The 19,069-nt window shown below is 43.2% G+C and carries 14 protein-coding genes; 6 read left to right on the top strand and 8 right to left on the bottom strand.

The annotated features are described in order from the left end of the window. The first annotated feature begins 205 nt into the window (after positions 1-205). Positions 206-1,144, top strand: coding sequence for a cation diffusion facilitator family transporter (locus T426_RS0112965; RefSeq protein WP_025863883.1), 939 nt, complete (start codon positions 206-208; stop codon positions 1,142-1,144). 19 nt (positions 1,145-1,163) lie between these two features. Here T426_RS0112965 and selD read toward each other — a convergent pair whose 3' ends face one another. From selD to T426_RS0112925, 7 genes are all read right to left on the bottom strand, one after another. Further along, positions 1,164-2,225 carry a selenide, water dikinase SelD gene (selD, locus tag T426_RS0112960; protein ID WP_025863884.1) on the bottom strand — a complete coding sequence of 354 codons (1,062 nt, stop codon included), beginning with the start codon at positions 2,223-2,225 and terminating at the stop codon, positions 1,164-1,166. 7 nt (positions 2,226-2,232) lie between these two features. Beyond that, positions 2,233-3,258 carry a tRNA 2-selenouridine(34) synthase MnmH gene (gene mnmH / locus T426_RS0112955; RefSeq protein ID WP_025863885.1) on the bottom strand — a complete coding sequence of 342 codons (1,026 nt, stop codon included), beginning with the start codon at positions 3,256-3,258 and terminating at the stop codon, positions 2,233-2,235. 120 nt (positions 3,259-3,378) lie between these two features. Next, positions 3,379-3,672 carry a YciI family protein gene (locus tag T426_RS0112950; protein WP_025863886.1) on the bottom strand — a complete coding sequence of 98 codons (294 nt, stop codon included), beginning with the start codon at positions 3,670-3,672 and terminating at the stop codon, positions 3,379-3,381. A gap of 142 nt (positions 3,673-3,814) precedes the next feature. Next, on the bottom strand, positions 3,815-4,390 hold the full coding sequence (locus tag T426_RS0112940; protein ID WP_025863887.1) for a DJ-1/PfpI family protein: 576 nt from the start codon (positions 4,388-4,390) through the stop codon (positions 3,815-3,817). A 145-nt stretch (positions 4,391-4,535) separates the two neighbouring features. Continuing rightward, entirely contained in the window at positions 4,536-5,606 is a 1,071-nt protein-coding gene (locus tag T426_RS23665) for a winged helix DNA-binding domain-containing protein (RefSeq protein ID WP_025863888.1), read from the bottom strand. Positions 5,607-5,880: 274 nt separating this feature from the next. Further along, positions 5,881-6,336, bottom strand: coding sequence for a cold-shock protein (locus tag T426_RS0112930; RefSeq protein WP_025863889.1), 456 nt, complete (start codon positions 6,334-6,336; stop codon positions 5,881-5,883). Between the two features lie 478 nt (positions 6,337-6,814). Then, positions 6,815-10,012: a PAS domain S-box protein gene (locus T426_RS0112925; RefSeq protein WP_169737686.1), complete on the bottom strand. Its 3,198-nt coding sequence runs from the start codon at positions 10,010-10,012 to the stop codon at positions 6,815-6,817. 291 nt (positions 10,013-10,303) lie between these two features. Here T426_RS0112925 and T426_RS0112920 point away from each other — a divergent pair, with 291 nt between their 5' ends. From T426_RS0112920 to T426_RS0112910, 3 genes are all read left to right on the top strand, one after another. Beyond that, on the top strand, positions 10,304-11,497 hold the full coding sequence (locus tag T426_RS0112920; protein ID WP_025863891.1) for a saccharopine dehydrogenase family protein: 1,194 nt from the start codon (positions 10,304-10,306) through the stop codon (positions 11,495-11,497). 247 nt (positions 11,498-11,744) lie between these two features. Further along, complete coding sequence (gene bamA / locus T426_RS0112915) at positions 11,745-13,562, top strand: outer membrane protein assembly factor BamA (RefSeq protein WP_025863892.1); 1,818 nt, start codon at positions 11,745-11,747, stop codon at positions 13,560-13,562. Position 13,563: 1 nt separating this feature from the next. Further along, a complete protein-coding gene (locus T426_RS0112910; RefSeq protein WP_027585808.1) occupies positions 13,564-17,412 on the top strand; it encodes a translocation/assembly module TamB in 3,849 nt (1,282 codons plus the stop codon). 8 nt (positions 17,413-17,420) lie between these two features. Here T426_RS0112910 and T426_RS0112905 read toward each other — a convergent pair whose 3' ends face one another. Beyond that, positions 17,421-18,116 (bottom strand): Crp/Fnr family transcriptional regulator, encoded by a 696-nt coding sequence (locus T426_RS0112905; protein WP_025863895.1) that lies wholly within the window; start codon positions 18,114-18,116, stop codon positions 17,421-17,423. A 204-nt stretch (positions 18,117-18,320) separates the two neighbouring features. Between T426_RS0112905 and T426_RS0112900 the strand changes: the two genes are divergently transcribed. Together T426_RS0112900 and T426_RS0112895 are read left to right on the top strand one after the other, a co-directional pair. Further along, on the top strand, positions 18,321-18,815 hold the full coding sequence (locus T426_RS0112900) for a Na+/H+ antiporter subunit E (protein WP_025863896.1): 495 nt from the start codon (positions 18,321-18,323) through the stop codon (positions 18,813-18,815). Next, complete coding sequence (locus T426_RS0112895; RefSeq protein ID WP_025863897.1) at positions 18,808-19,068, top strand: MrpF/PhaF family protein; 261 nt, start codon at positions 18,808-18,810, stop codon at positions 19,066-19,068. The genes T426_RS0112900 and T426_RS0112895 overlap by 8 nt, the downstream gene beginning before the upstream one ends. Position 19,069 lies beyond the last annotated feature (1 nt).

Raw genomic sequence — 19,069 nt, 5'->3', positions numbered from 1 at the left:
GCTTTTAGTATCAATTTTCAGGTCAATTTGTAAACCTTTTTATTGCTGTTACGTTTCAGAGAATGAGTACAGTAGTTTTTTCTATGGTTTGTTTAGTTAAGTTAGGTTAGTTGGTTTAATTCTTGATTGATTTCCTTTGCGTTGGTGTTTTAAGGGTTACAACCCCGGTTCGATTGAACCGGGGTTTTTTTAAATTTGTATTCTTATGAGTTCACATCATCATAACCACCATCATCACGAGCATGCCGCGGTCGATAGTATGACCGGGAAGAAGCTTTTCCTGACCATTATTCTGAACTTCATTATCACAGCCGCTCAAATTGTGGGGGGAATTCTGTCGAACAGTTTGGCACTGATTTCAGACGCGTTACATAATCTGAGTGACGGCGTTGCGGTATTGCTTGCCTGGATTGCTTACCGCTTGGGAAAAAAGCCGGGCACGCCACGCCAAACTTTTGGCTTTCGCCGAAGTGAGATTCTGGCAGCGTTCATCAATTCGGTTGCTCTGATTGCCGTTTCGGCTTACCTGATAGTGGAAGCGGCGCAACGTTTTACCGATGCTACTCCGGTTAACGGTGGCATCATGTTGTGGATGGGGATTATTGGATTGGTAGCAAATGTATTTTCGGTGCTTCTCTTGCAAAAGGATAAAGGAAGCAACATCAATGTCCGGGCAGCTTATCTTCACCTGTTAGGTGATGCACTTACCTCACTGGCCGTTATTATTGGTGCCGTTGTGATTGAAATGTGGCAAATTTACTGGATTGACCCGCTGGTGACTGTCGTCATCAGTGTTTACATTCTTTATCACACAATTGGATTGTTGAAAGAATCAACTTCGGTACTGATGCAGTTTACCCCGTCGGAGGTTGATTTGGTAGAGGCCAAGAAAAAACTGGAAACATTGCCGGAAATCAATAACGTCCATCACCTTCATTCATGGGCGCTTTCGGAAGGAAGTCTCTATTTTGAGGCACATGTTAACCTGCAAAATGATTTACCGACCAGTGAAACACTTAACGTGCGTCACGATATCGAGGAATTGCTGCATCACGAGTACGGCATCGAGCATGTAACACTGCAGTTTGAATACAACAGCCATCACCATCCGGGTATTCTGGTAGATGGTAATGGCTGCTGTTGATCTGTTTTAATCGCCTGTTTTAGTTTACCTGAACGACAAATTCTTTCGGAGCGGTAAGCAAACCAAATGACTCCGGTTGCATTCCATAACGTGAGGTTACCTCAAGAAATTTCTCCCGGTGGGCAGGATCGACTGCAACCAAAAGTCCGCCGCTGGTTTGCGGATCGCAAAGTACCACCTTTTGTTCTTCCGTCAGGGGAGAAATCTTGTGTCCATAACTGTCAAAATTTCGGAAGGTACCACCCGGGAAGGTTTTGTGCTTGATGTAGAAATCAAGATTGTTCAGTGTCGGCACTTTTGCCGAATCGATAGTCGCACTTAGATTGCTTCCTTCGCATATTTCGGATAAATGTCCCAGCAGCCCAAATCCGGTTACGTCGGTAATGGCTGTTACTCCTTCCAGTTCTCCCAGTTCCTGGCCAATTTTATTCAGGGTAATCATCGAGTTGCGGGCGACATCCAAGTCTTCTTCTTTGAGGATGCCTTGTTTTTGCGCTGTGGTTAAAATGCCAACTCCCAATGGTTTGGTCAGGTAAAGTTCGGAACCGGCAACTGCGGAGCTGTTCTTCTTTATGTGCTTTCTCGATGCTATTCCCGTAACAGCCAAGCCAAAAATTGGCTCCGGGCCGTCGATGCTGTGTCCGCCGGCAATGGCAATACCTGCCTGTGCACAGGCTCTTTTCGCTCCTTCAAGAACTTTCCCTGCGGTTTCAGCCGGAAGCTTATCCACCGGCCATACCAAGATTGCAATGGCCATCAGTGGTTTTCCGCCCATAGCATAAATATCACTTATGGCGTTCACTGATGCAATGCCTCCAAAATCATATGGATCATCTACAATAGGAGTGAAGAAATCGGTGGTGGAGATGAGTACCTTTTCATCATCGATGGCATATACCGCAGCATCGTCGAGTGTACCGTTACCTACCAAGAGATTGGGATCGTCAATCTCCGTTTCTGTTTCGGCCAGAATGTTTCGTAAAACCTTTGGGGATATTTTGCATCCGCATCCCGCACCATGTGAATATTGCGTAAGCCTTAGCGGCTTAATGACTGGTTGATTATCTGATTTTTTTTCCATTTTCCGTTTAAAACTTTAATTCGTTTGCTTTTTCCACGAGCTTTCCGGCATCTTCGCGGATATTATTCCCGCTCAAATCGACGCTGGCGCAACTCTTTTTGTATTTATCACGGCTGTAGCGATATGTTTTATCGTAATAACTGAGTAACATGGCTGCGACCTGTTCCAGCTTATCCGTTTGATATAATTCGAGAATCGTGTTGGTTTGTTCTTCCCCAAGCCTTTTGTGTAAAGATAAAATAGCCTTCTCCATTTGAGGTCTTTCAAGCATCCCGTAATCTTTGACAACTCGCTTGACTCGCTCTTCAATTGGTACGTCAATTTCAATGATTCGGGCTTGATTCATGTTTTTCCAAAAGGAATCGGGTAGGAAAACGCGACCGATGCTTTTGCTTTCACCTTCTACCCAAACACGTTTTTCACGGTCGAGTTTCCGTGAAACGGCCAGCAAATTATTCTGGAATTGTTGTGTGGTGGGTTGTTCTCCTTGTCCCACACCGCCAAAAACGGAACCGCGATGATTGGCCAGACCTTCCAGATCCAAAATTTGTTCGCCTTGTTGGTCCAATTCCTGCAACACCTCTGTTTTCCCACTGCCGGTAAATCCTTCCAGAACAATTAGGCGGGGAATGGTCCCAAGTTCTTCCAACAACAGATTGCGGTAAGCCTTGTAACCTCCTTTCAGCGTGAAGCATTGTATGCCTACCCGCTCGAATAGCCAGGCCATACTTTCTGAACGCATTCCTCCACGCCAACAGTGAACAAGCAACTCTCCACCGGAAGCTAAAGCTTGTGCTTCTTTCACAAATCCTGACATTTTAGGACCAACGATATCCAAACCTAGTTCAATGGCCTGAAGCCGGCCCTGCTGCTTGTACACGGTTCCTACTTTGGCTCGTTCGTCATTTGAAAAGAGTGCAATGTTGATCGCTCCCGGAATGTGTCCTTCGGCGTATTCGGCGGGTGAACGAACATCAACTACAGGTGTATATTCTGCTTTATCAAGGAATTCGTTGGGAGACAATATTTGCATGTGGTGAAATTTGGCATAAAATTATGCTTTTCGGGGCGTAAAACAAGAATGTGTTGATTTGGAATTAATGATGTGAAAGTTTTAAGGTTAATTCTTAATACTAGATGATGCTGAAAAGGATTACATCGTCACTTTCAGGAATTCAAGTTCTTTACTCGTCATCGTGGGGACAAATTCGATAATTTCATAATCAGCCACATCATTGATATTGAATGGGTCCTGTGAGAGTACATTTTCGAGCTCTTCTTTGGAGTCCGTATTTGAAAGAATCACTCCACCGGTACGTGGCACTTTTCTTCCGGAAGCAATGAAACTCCCTGCTTCATATTGTTTTTTCAGGTATTCAACGTGCGCTTCCAGATGTTTTTCCACCTCCTCAATCGCGACTTTGTATGTTAGAATTACAATAAACATAATAACCCCTTTTTAATTTGTGGCTCAAAGATATGGAATGCTCAGAAATTGGAGAATTACATACCGATAATGAAAAAGAACCGGAAAAAGTTCTGATTCAGAATAATATCCGGTCCTTTTCTCAAATGTCATTTTATGCGTATTAAATCTGAATTTTAGCGCCCATTATTTTCAAAAACTCACGGATGAAAGCCGGATGAGCTGGCCACGCCGGCGAGGTAACCAAATTCCTATCAACATAAGCATCGGTTACCGGGATATCCTGATATTCGCCTCCGGCCAGAGTTACCTCGGGTCCAACCGCCGGATAGCAGGTCAGCTTTCTTCCTTTTACCACATTGGCTGCTGTTAAAATCTGGGCTCCGTGGCAGATAGCCGCTACGGGCTTGTTTGCAACAAAGAAATGCTTCACAACTTCCAGTAAGTCTTTATTCAGACGCAGGTATTCAGGGGCTCTTCCTCCCGCAATTACCAACCCGTCGTATTGTTCCGCTTTAACATCTTTGAAACTGTAATTCAGTGCAAAATTGTGTCCCGGTTTTTCTGAATAGGTCTGGTCGCCTTCAAAATCATGAATAGCCGTTTTAACGGTTTCCCCTTTTTTCTTTCCGGGGCAAACGGCATGAACTTCGTAGCCTACCATTTCGAGCATCTGAAACGGTACCATGGTTTCGTAATCTTCTGCGAAATCACCGGTTAAAAAAAGAATTTTCTTCATCTTGTTGAATTTTAATTAGTACTGAATGTTATTCGGTTAGATTGGTGAGACCAAGGCAGTGTATAGCTAGAAAACAATTCCTTAACGCATAAAGTTTTCTGGCTTTCCGATTTTAAGATTTGTTATTCAAAGCAAATTGGTCTTATTAATCGGTGAGTTTTTTTCCGAGGAAACTGGCTAAAATTAGCTTCTGTTTCAATACCTTTTGAGCAACATGTTTGGGAGGTGACTCAAAGAAATTGGTTTCGATGTTTACGTTATCTTTTTTGATTGTTCTTTTCCACAATCCTTCCACTTTTCCGTTTACCACAACGACCGGCCAAAATAAGCCATTCCGGGAAACCGCTTTTTTATGGTGCTCAGAAGTAAGAATAGCGCTTCTGTCGCGGTAGCTGATAATAAACTCATCAAATGCTGGTAGGAGATGAACCGACTGATGATTTGTTTTAGAGAATTGAGTATTCGATGAGAACCAATATTCCTGTGAATCTATTATTGCAGATTGCAGTTGCTGTTTTGCCAGTTCGATAGCAAGCTTCACTTGTTTTGCTCTAAGGCCCGACCACCAGGCAAAATCATTTAGGGTGGCAGGTCCATGGCTGGAAAAATATCTCATGGCCAGTTCAGCTAACGCTTCTTCGTAGGGCAGTGTCTTTTTCTTTGGAACTCTTTCTTCCAGCAAGGCGTAGGTTTGTTTGTTGCCTTTCATTGGTCCGCTGCAAATGATTCCGTCCAACTCTGTGTGCATAAGCAAGTGTGCAGCCCTGTTATCCTCATTCGGAATGCCGGCTTCTTTCAATTGAGAGACCAATTCTTCGCGTGGTGAAGCACCGTTTCTCATCAGGTATTCGATGAAAATGTCTTTTACTCTTTTCAGGATATCATCAGTTATGCCTAACTGTTTGTGGCGTGTTTTTAAGGAGTTTTTAATCTGGGGTGCAGTTAATTCAAGCATCCAGTAAATATCGTCAGCCGATACATAGTGCCAGGTGGGACGCATGAGATGTGTGCGGATTATTTCTCCTCGCTCACAAGCCTTTATGACGGATGATATGGTTGAATAGGGTGTTCTTAGTCCAATTGCCCACAGGGCCATGGCAGCATCCTGAGCCTGCATGGCTCCAAGCCATTTGACACTTTGAGATGGTGATGTTCTATTGGATGCAGAAATTTGTTGGTTTAGCAGTCGGGCTGACGCAATTTCGTGTTTCTCCATATAACGATGTTTCCAAGATTGATGGATTTTACAATGTTGTTGGAAGATAGTTCGCTTTCAGAAGAAATGAAAGTTTTCGAATAGATGGATTTAGTTAGTTCTGGTTTGGATTTGAACATAAAAAATGCCGCCACGAAATACAGTCTCTGTATTGAGTGACGGCTTATTTTGTTAAAGTTTTGTCTTCTTTAGTTGTCAGAAACCAAAGTAATTGCCGGGAAACAGTCAGTGAACCAGCATTAGTGCATCGTTCTGACTAAAAGTTTACAGCTGATTACTGATCGAGAAGTTTTACCCTGACAGCAACCGGGCCTTTTGGACCAGGTTCCACTTCGAAGGTAACTTTACTACCTTCAGTAATTTCATCCAGCGTGTTGTTTACATGCACAAACACACTATCCTGAGTCTCAGTATCCCTGATAAAACCATACCCTTTGGAATCGTTGTAATACGTAACCTTTCCTTTTCTGATGGGATCAGGTTGCTCCATATCTTCTTTCTTCGGAATGCTGATTTCAATATCTTCTGCCTTTGTCTTCGTTTTCTTACCAGGATCGGGAGGAGTATCCGTAATCATTCCGTTTTCGTCAACGTAAGCAATCATATCGTCGAGGCTGCCTTTCTTCTCATTGTCCTTCTTGGCTTGCCTTCGCGCTACTTTCTCTTTTCTCTTTTTCTCTTTCTTGTTTCTTACTTCTTTTTTGTTGAAAGTTTCCTGTGATCTACCCATAAATAATTTTAATTGATAATAAACCTGACTGTTTGTATTTACTCCATTTTAGTACCGAATGTTTCGGTCTTTCGTGCCCCGAATGTCAGAAGTGGACAGTTTACTAAAAGGTCCTTCCTTTCATTCGGAAATATTGTTTTGTATGTTGATTACAGTAATTCGGTCCGGTTAAATTGGTTGACTACCAGTGGAAAACAACTGGTCCGCATGTAGCGGTGCCGAAAAAGGATTTAAAAAAAGTGCAGTGATTAACTAATGCGAATGTGGAATTAGTATATGTGCGCTTAATATCAAATCAGAATCAGTGCAAATATAGCGTTTATTTTCAGTGATTTCGAATTAAACAATTTTTTCCTGATTCTGATGCTTTGCGCATATCAGATCGGGCAGATGCCTGCAGATTGTTTGATATGAAAGCAGAACGAAATTATTTCTGACAGTTTTTCTCATTCAGTCAAACGATTACAAGCAGTCCTGCCTATAGTTCCTGCGACTCAAAATAGTTCTCGATTTTTGCCAGTAGCTCAAAACGGTTGACCGGCTTTACAATGAAATCGTCGCAACCTGCTTCCAGACATTTATCCTTGTCTTCAGACATGGCATATGCCGTAACAGCAATCACCGGTAAATCGGGATTCAGACTTTTGAGTGTCTGGGTCGCATCGAGCCCGTTCATAATCGGAAGTTTAATGTCCATCAAAACCAGATCGATGTCCGGATTGTCCCGGTAAAATTCAATTGCTTCCTTACCATCGGAAGCCCAAATGATTTGAATTCCGGTTTTACCAAGTACACTATAAATGTATTGGTAGTTCGATTCCACATCTTCAACAATTAATACTTTGTGCTGCTGCCAGTCGGGCACAAAATGATACTTGTTATCGGTAATGTTGTGTACCATGTTGTTTGTTGTTTTCAGATTTGAAGGTTGAAATGGAAAAGTGACAGAAAAGACTGTCTTTTTTCCCGGAACAGAATTAACGCTCAGGGTTCCACCTAATAGTTCGGCTAATTTTTTAGAAATAGATAAACCCAGTCCGGTTCCACCAAATTGTCTGGTAAGACTGTTGTCGGCCTGTCGGAAAGGTTCGAAAATTACCGGAATTAAATGAGCTGGGATGCCAATTCCGGTATCTTCAACGTAAAACTCAATTTGATTGAAACTATGAGAGGACGGATGTAGCCTGTATCCACATTCGATATGACCTTCACTGGTGAATTTAACCGCATTGTCCATCAGGTTGGTGAACAATTGTTTCATTCTTCTTTTGTCAGTCATAAACGAAACCGGGGTTTCAATGGCGCGACAACAGTTAACTTGCACGCCTGGCTGTGCCAGTTTTGCATATTCCTGGCAAAGACTTTCCAGCATTTTATTGATGTCGCACGGCGATTTCTCGATATCCGTAAAACCGGCTTCCATCCGCGAAATTTCCAAAATATTATCCAGAACACGGAGTAATAAATTGGCATTATTGGTTATGTGTCCGGCAAATTCTTGCCGTTCATCTTCTTCCAGATCGTTGTCAATAAGTAAATTGGTAAAACCAAGAATGACATTCATCGGCGTGCGGATTTCGTGTGAAATATTGGCCAGAAATGCAGATTTGAGCCTTCCTGATTCTTCGGCCATTTCTTTGGCCGCACTTAATTCCGATTGTATTTGCTTGATGTTGGTAATGTCACGTCCACTGGATTGTATCTCACTGATTTCTCCGTTCTCGTCAAGTATCGGGACATTGATCCATTGAATCCAGTTTTCCGGCTGTCCATTGAGAGCTGGTATATAAACTTCGAATGTATGGACCTTCCTTTTTGTGCTAATCGTCTGGATTTGTTCTTGAATGAAGTCCAGCGAAAACTCCGGAATGAAGTCAATCCATTTTTTCCCAATTAGTACCTCACGAGGTTGACCAATGTAACGGGAATAGGCTTCGTTAACAAAAAGAATAGTCGTATCGGGAAGCGAATGACAGACATAATCGGTCATTTCCTGGATAAGCGTTTCGTAGTAATGTCTGCTATTATTCAGCTCGGACGTTCGTTGCTGTACGAGTTCATTAATGTTTTCGCGGTATTGCTTTAGTTCTTTACTAATGTTTTTCTGTTCTGTAATATCCTGAACGGAGGATATGACCAGCATTTCTCCGTTGCTCATAAAGGCGGACGCGCTGTATAATCCAAATTTCAGCTGATCGCCAAGGTTAATGGTAATCTCTTCATTAACAAATTTCTTATCTCTTAATAATCGTTCTCTCAGGTACTCCTGTGTTTCTTGCGAGAAAAATCTCAGGTCGAAAAAGTTGAGTCCCAGTGCTTCCTCTTTCGTTTTCCCCAGTAGGTCTAGAAAACGTTGATTGGCGTCAAGAATCACCCCCGTGGACATTTGCGTAATGGCCATAATTGAGGGACTCAACTGAAATGCCTGGTCAAAACGCTCCTGAACTGAACTTACCTGAGCAATTTCACTCAGTACCCCGACGATACGTGGTTGTCCTGAATGATGACTGAACATCGTTTTACCTTTGCAGGTAATTGACTGGTATTCACCATTTGCCTTTTGGAAGCGAAAGTCAGTTTCGAAAACATGATTTCGTGCTTCTGAAGGAATGTCCAACAGCTTGACAAATTCATGCCTGTTGTTAGGGTGAATATAACGTAGGAAGTCCTCTTTTGGGAGATGATTTTCGGTATAGCCGCATTTAATCATCCAATGCCGGTCAATTACAAATTTTGCCTTGGATGGATTGTACTCCCAATACCATTGCCCGGTTGTATCGAGCATCCAATCTAATTTCTCTTTGTAATGAATGAGCCTTTTGCGGTTGCTGTCCGATATCCAGGCGATGGATAATAAGCGGCTTAATTCTTCCCACAAAGCTTCATTCACCTTGCCTGCGACCTGGGGTACGACTCCCAAGCAGGCGGATTGACTATTGTGGGAGGTGATTGGAAACAGATAAAGTTCTTCGATTTCGATATTTCTGAACTTCATGGCTTGTTCTTCCGGTAGATCCGACTGGCGCAGGTGTATCTTTTTCTGATCTGGCTCAATATAAAAGAGTAGTTCTTTCCAGGTATTTGTCAATGTCCTGGTTTGCTCCGGGACAACCTGAAATTGTTCCTTATCCGATGAACAACTGTACACCGAGGCTTCAGTATGACCTTGCGTATGATATATAAACAGATGTTTGATATCCGGACGAGGACATACGACGTGCAAAAAATGATTTAATTTTCGGTCAAGAGATGTGTTCTGGTTAACCAGCTGGATAATCTGTTCCAGTAATTCCTGATTATTATCTTGCTGTTTGGGTTGTTGATGCTCTTCACGCAAGGTAACCCGAAGAAGATTTGTTTCCGCATCGTCAATGGAGATGAGTTGTGATGCAGCAAGATATTCGACAGATGTTCCTGAGTGGGAAGTTATGCTGAGTTTCTGAAGAATCGGATTGTAGGGTTCCAGAAATGCTTGTTCAAACCAGGTTAACCATTTTGTTCGATCTGATTCGTCGATGATTTGCAGCCATTTGTCCGAATCTGCGGGTAAATCAACTTGCCGGAGATTGGCTATATGGAAGCTGGAGGGAGAGCAATAGAGCAGTTCTCCACGACCGGAAAATAAAAATTCAGGGTCGCGGGAACGAGCCAGAAAACTCTTCCACTTTTCTAACATTTGGCTTGTTCCGACATTCATAAATTCTCACAAAATTCAGTGGGTACGTAACATTACAACGTAACTTTTTTCATTATATGATATTTTAACTGATTTAAATTCAGTGGTTCTTCGTCTGACATCAAACCGTTCTGTTCTGATTCCCCCTCAAAATCCTATTTGTTTTCCACGTTCAAGGTTCTTGGTTTTCCGGTTTCATTCTAATTTTAAATTCCCTATCTTTTTGCCTCGAAAAATTGCGTACTTTACGCCGTTTTTGAATTGTTGAACCTGAATAAACAGATATTTTTGATGGGTAAAGTGTTGATCATTGGTGCCGGTGGAGTGGGAACCGTTGTTGCTCACAAAATGGCCGGACTTCCTGAAGTATTTTCAGAAATTATGCTGGCAAGCCGCACCAAATCAAAGTGCGATGCGATTGCTGAAAAAATAGGTGGGAACCGTATTCAAACGGCTCAGGTAGATGCTGACAGTGTACCTCAATTGGTCGGGTTAATTCGTTCGTTTCAACCGGACCTGGTGGTGAATGTGGCTTTGCCTTATCAGGATTTGACCATCATGGATGCCTGCCTCGAGACAGGAGTTTCCTATTTGGATACGGCTAATTATGAACCGAAAGAAGAAGCCAAATTCGAATATAAATGGCAGTGGGCTTACCACGATCGTTTCAAGGAAGCAGGTTTGACTGCTATCTTAGGTTGCGGTTTCGATCCGGGTGTGACCAGTATTTTTACAGCACATGCGGCAAAACATGTGTTCGACGAAGTTCAGTATCTCGATATTGTTGATTGTAATGCCGGTGATCACGGTAAAGCTTTCGCTACCAATTTCAATCCCGAAATCAATATTCGCGAGGTAACCCAGAAAGGAAAGTACTGGGAGAATGACGACTGGGTTTTGACCGAACCACATGAAATTCACAAGCCTTTGAATTATCCGAATATTGGTCCGAAAGAATCTTACCTGATTTACCATGAGGAGTTGGAATCGCTGGTGAAAAATTTCCCAACGATTAAACGTGCCCGTTTTTGGATGACCTTCGGACAGGAATATCTGACACATCTGCGCGTTATTCAGAATATCGGTATGGCAGGAATCGAGCCGATTATCTATGAAGGAAAAGAGATTGTGCCGATTCAGTTCCTAAAAGCGGTATTGCCGGATCCAGGAGGTCTCGGTGAGAATTACCACGGCGAAACATCCATCGGTTGCCGCATTCGTGGATTGAAAGACGGTAAAGAAAAATCCTACTACATTTATAATAATTGCAGTCACGAAGAGGCATACAAAGAAACCGGTATGCAGGCAGTTAGTTACACAACCGGAGTTCCAGCCATGATTGGAGCCATGATGTTCATGCAGGAAAAATGGAGAAAGCCCGGAGTAAACAATGTAGAGCAGTTTGATCCGGATCCGTTCATGGAGGAATTGAACAAACATGGCTTACCATGGCATGAATTACATGATGTCGATCTGGAATTATAAAACATTGAAAAATATATTTGCTGGAGAGCTGTTTCGTTTTATTTGAGACAGCTCTTTTTTTAAGTGCTATGGCTGAAGATATCAGGAATATTGAAGCGTTTAGAAGGTCGTTGTTCGGATGTGCCGTATTGAAGTTTTTAAACTAAATTAGTAAGTTAAGCGTTTCAGGATGGTGATAACAGTAGTGTTTCGCTGTATGCACCTCACGGATTGGTTTGCTTATTCGAAATCGATCAAATTCACTTGTATGTCGGCTCTCTTCAGAATTTTTCTATTCTCTTTCATTCTTCTGTTGCCATTTGAGACTTTTGCTCAAAAGGAGCCTGTTGTCAAAAAAGTGACCTTCGAGGGAAATGCGACATTGGAAGATGGAGATCTTGCCGGACAAATGAATACGGAAGGCCCCACATTCTTTGATAAATTGCAGTTTTGGAAATCAGCTCCGGCTTTTTCAAAGTACATTCTGGATGATGATATCGAACGGCTGAAAAAGTACTATCAGCGCAATGGATTTTTGCATCCTAAAATCGATTACTCGCTTGATTCTAATAAAGTAGGCAGACGAATTTCAGTTCTAATCCAGATCAACGAGGGAAGACCTTATCTTATCAGTAACGTAGAAGTACAGGATGATACAACACGACTGGATTCGACCATTATAAGCGCTGCCCGAAAAAATTTTCCGGTTAAGCCGGGAAATCGTTTTGTTGATCAGCAGGTATACCAGGCCGAGGATAAATTAACCAATGCTTTTACCAACAAAGGTTATCCGCTGGTGCAGGTTAAACGCGATATCCAGGTCGATACTACAGAACATTCCGTTGGGCTTAACTTTCAGGTGCATCCGGGCCCGGAAGCCTGGTTTGGCAAGATAACCTTTCATGGAGATTCCCTGGTACCCGAAAAATTTATCCGGAACAAGCTTCTGTTTTCTTCAGGTGATCGTTTCTCCCGTAAACAATTGCAACGAACCCAGCAGAAGATTTTCGATACCGAATTATTCAGTTATGTCGTTGTTCGCGCACAGGCAGATAGTATCAGGGGCGATAGTATTCCCGTTGCTATTTATTTAAAGGAAAAACCACGTTGGTCGCTTCAGGCTGGTGTGGGATACGGTTCCGAAGACCGGGTGCGGGTATCGGCGGAACTTACCCGGTTGCATTTTCTGGGAGGGGCGAGGCGACTGATTCTTAACGGGAAACACTCTTATTTTCTTCCTTTTAGCTTCGATGCCAAGTTTATTCAACCTGATATTTTTCTGGATAATCTTGATTTTATTCTGAACCCATATTACATCCGTGAGAATGAAATTGGATTCGAAGTTGATCGGTTAGGATCCGGCGTGACATTTCAAAAAACATTCTCTTCCGGTACTTCAGCCTATCTAATGTATTCACTGGAAAAGGACTGGTTGACTGATAATACACTGGTAACTGCTGATTCGACAGTTAGTCCGCAGGATTCAATTCACAATAAATCGGGAATCACTTTCGGTGTCAGCCGGAATACGACCAACGATATTTTTGATCCGACGAAAGGTTGGAAGTTGGATACCTACATTACCTATATGGGAGTCGGATTTCAATCGAAATATCACTATGTCAAAGTGGAATCGGATGTTCGGCATTACATTCCGTTTAACGGAAACTGGGTGTTTGCTGCGCGTTTGCGTGCTGGTGTGATTCGTCCGCTCAAAGGAGATGAGGAGAGTCCGTTGGAAGACCGGTTTCTTTTGGGAGGAGCCAATTCCTTGCGGGGCTGGGGCCGTAACCAGGTTTCTCCGGTGAACGAAAATGGAATTCCCGTGGGTGGTAACAGTGTCCTGGAAGGAAGTGCGGAATTCCGGTTCCCGGTTTACGAGATTTTTGGAGGGGCGGCATTCATGGATTTTGGTAACGTATGGCCCAATGCTTTTGATTATCGGTTGGGCGGTTTGAAGTACGACGTCGGTCTGGGGATGCGGATAAAAACGCCGATTGGTCCTATTCGACTGGATGTAGCAACTCCGGTTTTCGAGAATAAGTTTCGAACACAATTTTTTATATCCATTGGTCAGGCATTTTAGTATGATGAAGAAAATAGCAAAAATAGTAGGTTGGGTAATCGGCGGAATCCTTGTTTTGATTCTGTCCCTGCTGCTTATTCTTCGTGCCGGAATGCTCAATCAATGGCTGGCTTCCGTCGTTTCGTCCAAAGGAAGTGAAATGCTGCATGCCAACGTGCAACTCGATTCTATCAGTGGAAATCTGTTTGGCGATTTCTATTTGAAAAACTTCTCGCTTTCGCGGAATGATACGATGCTTGTATCGTTCGAAAAACTGGAAGTTCACTATTCCCTGATTTCAATTTTGAAAAAGGACGTTCATATCGAATCCGTCAGTCTTGAAGGCCTTCGCGTATTTGCTCAACAGGAAAACGATTCTACCTGGAACCTGGAACATCTCATTCCGGCTGACACGACAAATGTGCAAACAGATTCGCTTTCAAAAAGCGGGAGTTTCTGGAAAGTAGATGTTGCCGATTTTCAGTTGAAAGATTTTCAGGGAACGGTTTCGTCGCTCGATACTGCTGGCGTTATTCCGAAAAAGCTTTTGGCGAACTTACAACTGGCCTTCCGGTTCGAACCGGAAAAACTGAAGCTCAACTTGCAGCACTTTCAATTGCAAACTCAATCTCCCGATGTTCAGATAAAAACCTTAACGGGAAAAATGGAAATGGAGAATCGGCGATTGAGTTGGTCTGATTTGCACTTTGAAACAAACCGTTCCCAGATGTCTGGTCGGGGAGAAATTCCGCTCGATTCCCTTAACCTGGCTCAAGTGCAATTGGCGTTTCATCCGCTAGATTTCGCAGATATACAACCATTTGTCAGCCAGTCGCTTTACGGTGCGCCTAATATTCAGCTTTCGCTGAAAGGCGGTTTGCAGCAAAACGAGGTGCAATTCAACGTTCAGGAGACAAAGCAACGGCTTTCACTTGATGGTTGGTTCAGTAATCTGCAATCGAACCCGCGGTACAATTTTCAACTGAACATCGACAGTGTAAACGCAGCAACGTGGACCGGCGACACGACATTGACTTCATCCATTTCCGGCCGTTTTTCCGTTGAGGGTAATGGGTTTGATCTGAAAACCAACCAGCTGAAATTGGATGGACACCTGAACGATGCCCGGTATTCCGGTTATACCGTGAAAAAACTGCAGATGAATCTGGATAAACAAGCCGGCAGCATGCATGCCCGGGTCGAGGCAGATACCTGGTTGGGAAGCATGGAAGGTGTTGCGCAGTTAGACAAGATATTTACGCAGCCGGTTTACGAGCTAAAAGCGAAACTGCGGCATCTGGATCCGGCTGATTTTCTGTCCGCCGATACGTTGAAGTCAGATTTGAATCTGGATGTAGAAGTGAGTGGTTCCGGCAAGGATTTGAATAGCTTGCAAGCACAGGCTGAAATTAAATCGGCTGCTTCGGTTCTGTTTGGTCAACCGGTTTCCGATTTCCACACGCGAATTAGTTATCATGCCGGCGACTATCGGATCGACAGTTTACTCTTTGAAGTTCCTGCTTTCCGTCTTTCAGCCAATGGCAAGGGAAATATCCATTCTGCAAATGATTTTTCGGTAACCGTTCAGGCACGCGACATCAACAGTCTGGCTAAGCCCCTGGGATTACCGCCATCGGAAACGACAGGCGCTATAGCCGGTAGCGTGACCGGACCTGCTGATTCACTTCATTTTGTCGGAAATTTGAATCTCCATCACCTTCGTTACGATTCTATCAGGGTGGGTTCTTTTTCAGGAAAAATAGAGGCCATGCTTCATGACAGTTTGTATCATGGTGACGTAAACTTGCAGGCAAACGCGATGAATATTAATGGCATGGCGCTAGAATCGTTGGGATTGAAGAGCCGGTTTAGCAATGGAAGCCTTGAAAACCAGATTGATCTGGTGATGAACGATTCACTTCAGGCGCAAGCCATCGCAAATGTGTATTATAAAGGTGTTCCCCGGATCGATCTAAAGCGGCTTCATCTGAATCTGATTCATTCGGAGTGGACGGGCGGTAGCGATTCTACATCGATAATACCTACCCGTGATTCTATTGTTGTTCGAAATCTGACACTGAGTTCAGAAAAGCAACAGATTGCGGTGGATGGTCGGTTCGCTTTCAAAGGAGCAGAGGATCTGAACCTGTCGCTCGATAATCTGGATTTGTCCCAAATCCCGCATTTTAAGGGAGTGCCTCAAAACATGGGCGGAATTGTTTCTTCCGGTATCCGACTGACAGGCGATGCATCCAGCCCGGAAATACAAGGCTTTCTGGATGTACAAAAACCAGCTCTTGACACCATCAGTTTAAAGCAAATTGCGGCTGACGTGAATTACCAGGACGAACGGCTGACTCTACAGTTAGGTGTGATAGGAGAGCAGGATTCGCTCTTAACCGCCGAACTGGACCTTCCATTGCATCTTTCATTTGCCGATAGCATTTACCTTCTTCGGAAAACTGAACCGGTTCATGGTAGTTTGCGGATCGACAGTTTGGAGATTGCCCGGTTCAACCGGTTTATTGAGAAGCAGGGAATGAAAGTGAGCGGGCTGTTCTCGGCGAATGTTCAGCTTTCGAATACTATTGATGATGTGAAAATTGGCGGCCATGTCCGGCTTGATGGCGGGCAATTTAGTGATGATGAATACGGACTAAAATACCGGGACATCATGTTGCGTAGCGGACTTGAAGGAAACCGGTTTTCTATCGATACGTTGGGGCTAAAATCGGGGAAAGGTTACCTGGGAATGCATGGTTATGTGCAATTGAAATCACAATTGGGAGCAGAGCCGGAGTATATTAAAATGAATATCAGTGGGAAAAATTTCACGCTGACGAGTTCCGATTTACTCGATGCTGTTATTAATACGAATATGCTGCTGGAAGGAACTCCAAAACAGCCCAAATTTTCAGGAAAGCTGACTGTTGTTAAAGCGCATTTGAATGCTGACGCGTTACGTGCACGCCTGGCGGTCAAATCGGCCGATCCGAATCCTCCCTTATTGGTTCAAGCTGTCAACGACGCTTCCTCATTGGATACTACAGGTAGTAAACAGATAACGGTAAAGGATACCGTTTCAGCATTTCAGTCAGTCGATTTTTACCGAAACCTGAGTGGAACCTTCACGGTCCATATCCCAGGAGACTTCTGGATTAAGGGTAAGGATATGAATTTTGAGCTGAAAGGTGATTTACGGGCCGTGAAAGAAGGAAAACCGGTGGATCTTTTTGGCACCTTGATGGTTCAGCGGGGATATTATAAGATGTATGGCAAGCGTTTCGATTTTGAATCGGGGAGCCTGACTTTTACCGGTAGTGATGAAATCAATCCGCAGGTGGATTTTACCATTGTTTATTCTTTCCGGGATGTGGAGAAAAAACTTCGAAAACTCACCTTGCATATTACCGGCCGGGCATTGCAGCCTGAATTTAGCTTCCGGCTCGATAATTCAACCATCGATGAACAGGATGCATTGGCTTACATTTTATTTGGCCGGTCATCAAATCAACTGAGTTCTAGTCAAAGTTCCAGTGTGAACAGTGCTTCCGGTGTGGCGAAAAATTTGGCACTCGGACAGGTTTCTTCGTTATTGAAGGACGCTCTTCAGTCGACACTAAATTTAGATGTGTTGGAGATTTCGGGCGGGGAGGACTGGTCTTCGAGCAGTGTAACCGTTGGAAAATACATTACCAAAAACCTGTTTTTGAGTTATCAACGTACATTTGCTCTCGACAAGAAAACCAAGATTATTGAACCGCAAAAGATTACATTGGAGTACCAGCTCCTTCGCTGGCTATATTTGCAGGCCACGAATCAGACGACTAATTCGGGATTTGATTTAATCGTTAAGAAGTCATGGAAATAAATGGAACATTATCCGGTTTGACTGATTTTTTCCAGCAGCTCCCTTTTTAGTATGGTGATATCGCCATTGTTATCTTCCAGTATACCGTTTTCCTTGAAATCCTTGATTCCCCTTACGACGCTCATGACTGACATTCCTGTGAATTCGGCAATGTCTTTCCGCGTAAGCGAAAGGTGGAACGAATCGCTGTTGTACAGCTGATCGGCGAAGAAAAGAAACGCTTCCGCCAAACGGCCGTTCATTTGCTTCTGTGTTAATGATACCAGTTTCTCGGTTCGATGGGAAAAGTGCTGGTTGATGGCATGGATAATGGATGCGGCAAACTGACCATTTTGGCGCACAAACTTTTCAAATATATGGATATCCATGGCGCAAATCACCGAGTCTTCAACGGCGGCAATGGAGAACTGCAGAATGCTATTCATATACAATGAAGAGAGTCCCATCAATTTTCCACTTGGATAGAAATTGAGAATCAGATTGTTGTCTTTATCAATTTCACGGTAGATTTTGGTGAGTCCCTTTTTCAGGAACAATATATGCGTGACAAACGACCCCTGTTTGGCAATAACTTCTCCCTTTCGGTAATGCAATTCGACCCGGCGTTCGTCAACGGACATCAGCTCTTCTTCGGTCAGTTTTTCGAAGCAGGCCGACTTATTTTGACATAAAAGACATGAAGATTTTGTGCTACTATCAATCATTCCAGTTCCTTACAATTTCTCTTTTACCCATGTTACTTCGCACATAAACATACATCTATTTATAAATGTACACAAGGCTATTTTAACCTATGCGCGTTTATGTATTGGACTTTCTGAATGTGATGTTCCATTTCTTATAAACATTCATATATGTAGGTATTATTACATCAAGATATTTAGGTTATTAAATTAAACAACAAGCCGATGAATATTAAGAACATAGGAATTTCATTCTTGATTCTGTTTGGGTTTTGGTTGTTACTAAACGGCACATTTTCGACGCCTGTTATCGTCACGGGATTAATCGTTTCCCTGATTATTCCGATGTGGTTTTGCGCCCGTTGTGATGTGTTTGCAGACATGCGACTGACTCCCAAAGCGTTTTTTTACACCTTCATTTACCTCTTTGTTTTCGGGTTTGAGTTGGTTAAGTCCAATCTCGATGTTACCCGTCGGGTAATTTCTCCCAAACTCCCCATTAACCCGGGTATTGTGAAGGTTAAAACCAAGTTGAAATCAAAAATGGCCCGGTTGATTCTGGCAAATTCCATTACGCTGACGCCCGGAACGTTTACCCTGGCAATTGAGAAAAAGTACCTCTATGTCCATTGGATCGATGTACAAGATAAGGATGTTGAGGCAGCTACGAAAGACATTGTTCAGAAATTCGAAAAATACCTGGAGGTGATTTATGGTTAATACAATTCTCACTATCAGTGTCGTATTGATACTGCTGTCGATATTGCTCTCACTTTACCGGTTTATCAAAGGTCCTAATACGGCCGACCGTGTTATTGCCTTTGATGTGATGACGATTGCATCTATCGGCTTGATTGGCCTGATAGCCTACTTCGACAACCGAATCGTCTACCTGGATGTGGCTGTGGTATATGGTTTACTGAGCTTCATCGGGGTTATTGTTGTGGCAAAATTCCTAGAAAAAAGTTTGTGAT

Source organism: Prolixibacter bellariivorans ATCC BAA-1284 (assembly GCF_000621705.1).
In the GTDB taxonomy this organism is placed as follows: Bacteria; Bacteroidota; Bacteroidia; order Bacteroidales; family Prolixibacteraceae; genus Prolixibacter; species Prolixibacter bellariivorans.
Note: the sequence above shows the minus strand (reverse complement) of the source record. Positions and strands in the feature narration are given on the sequence as shown.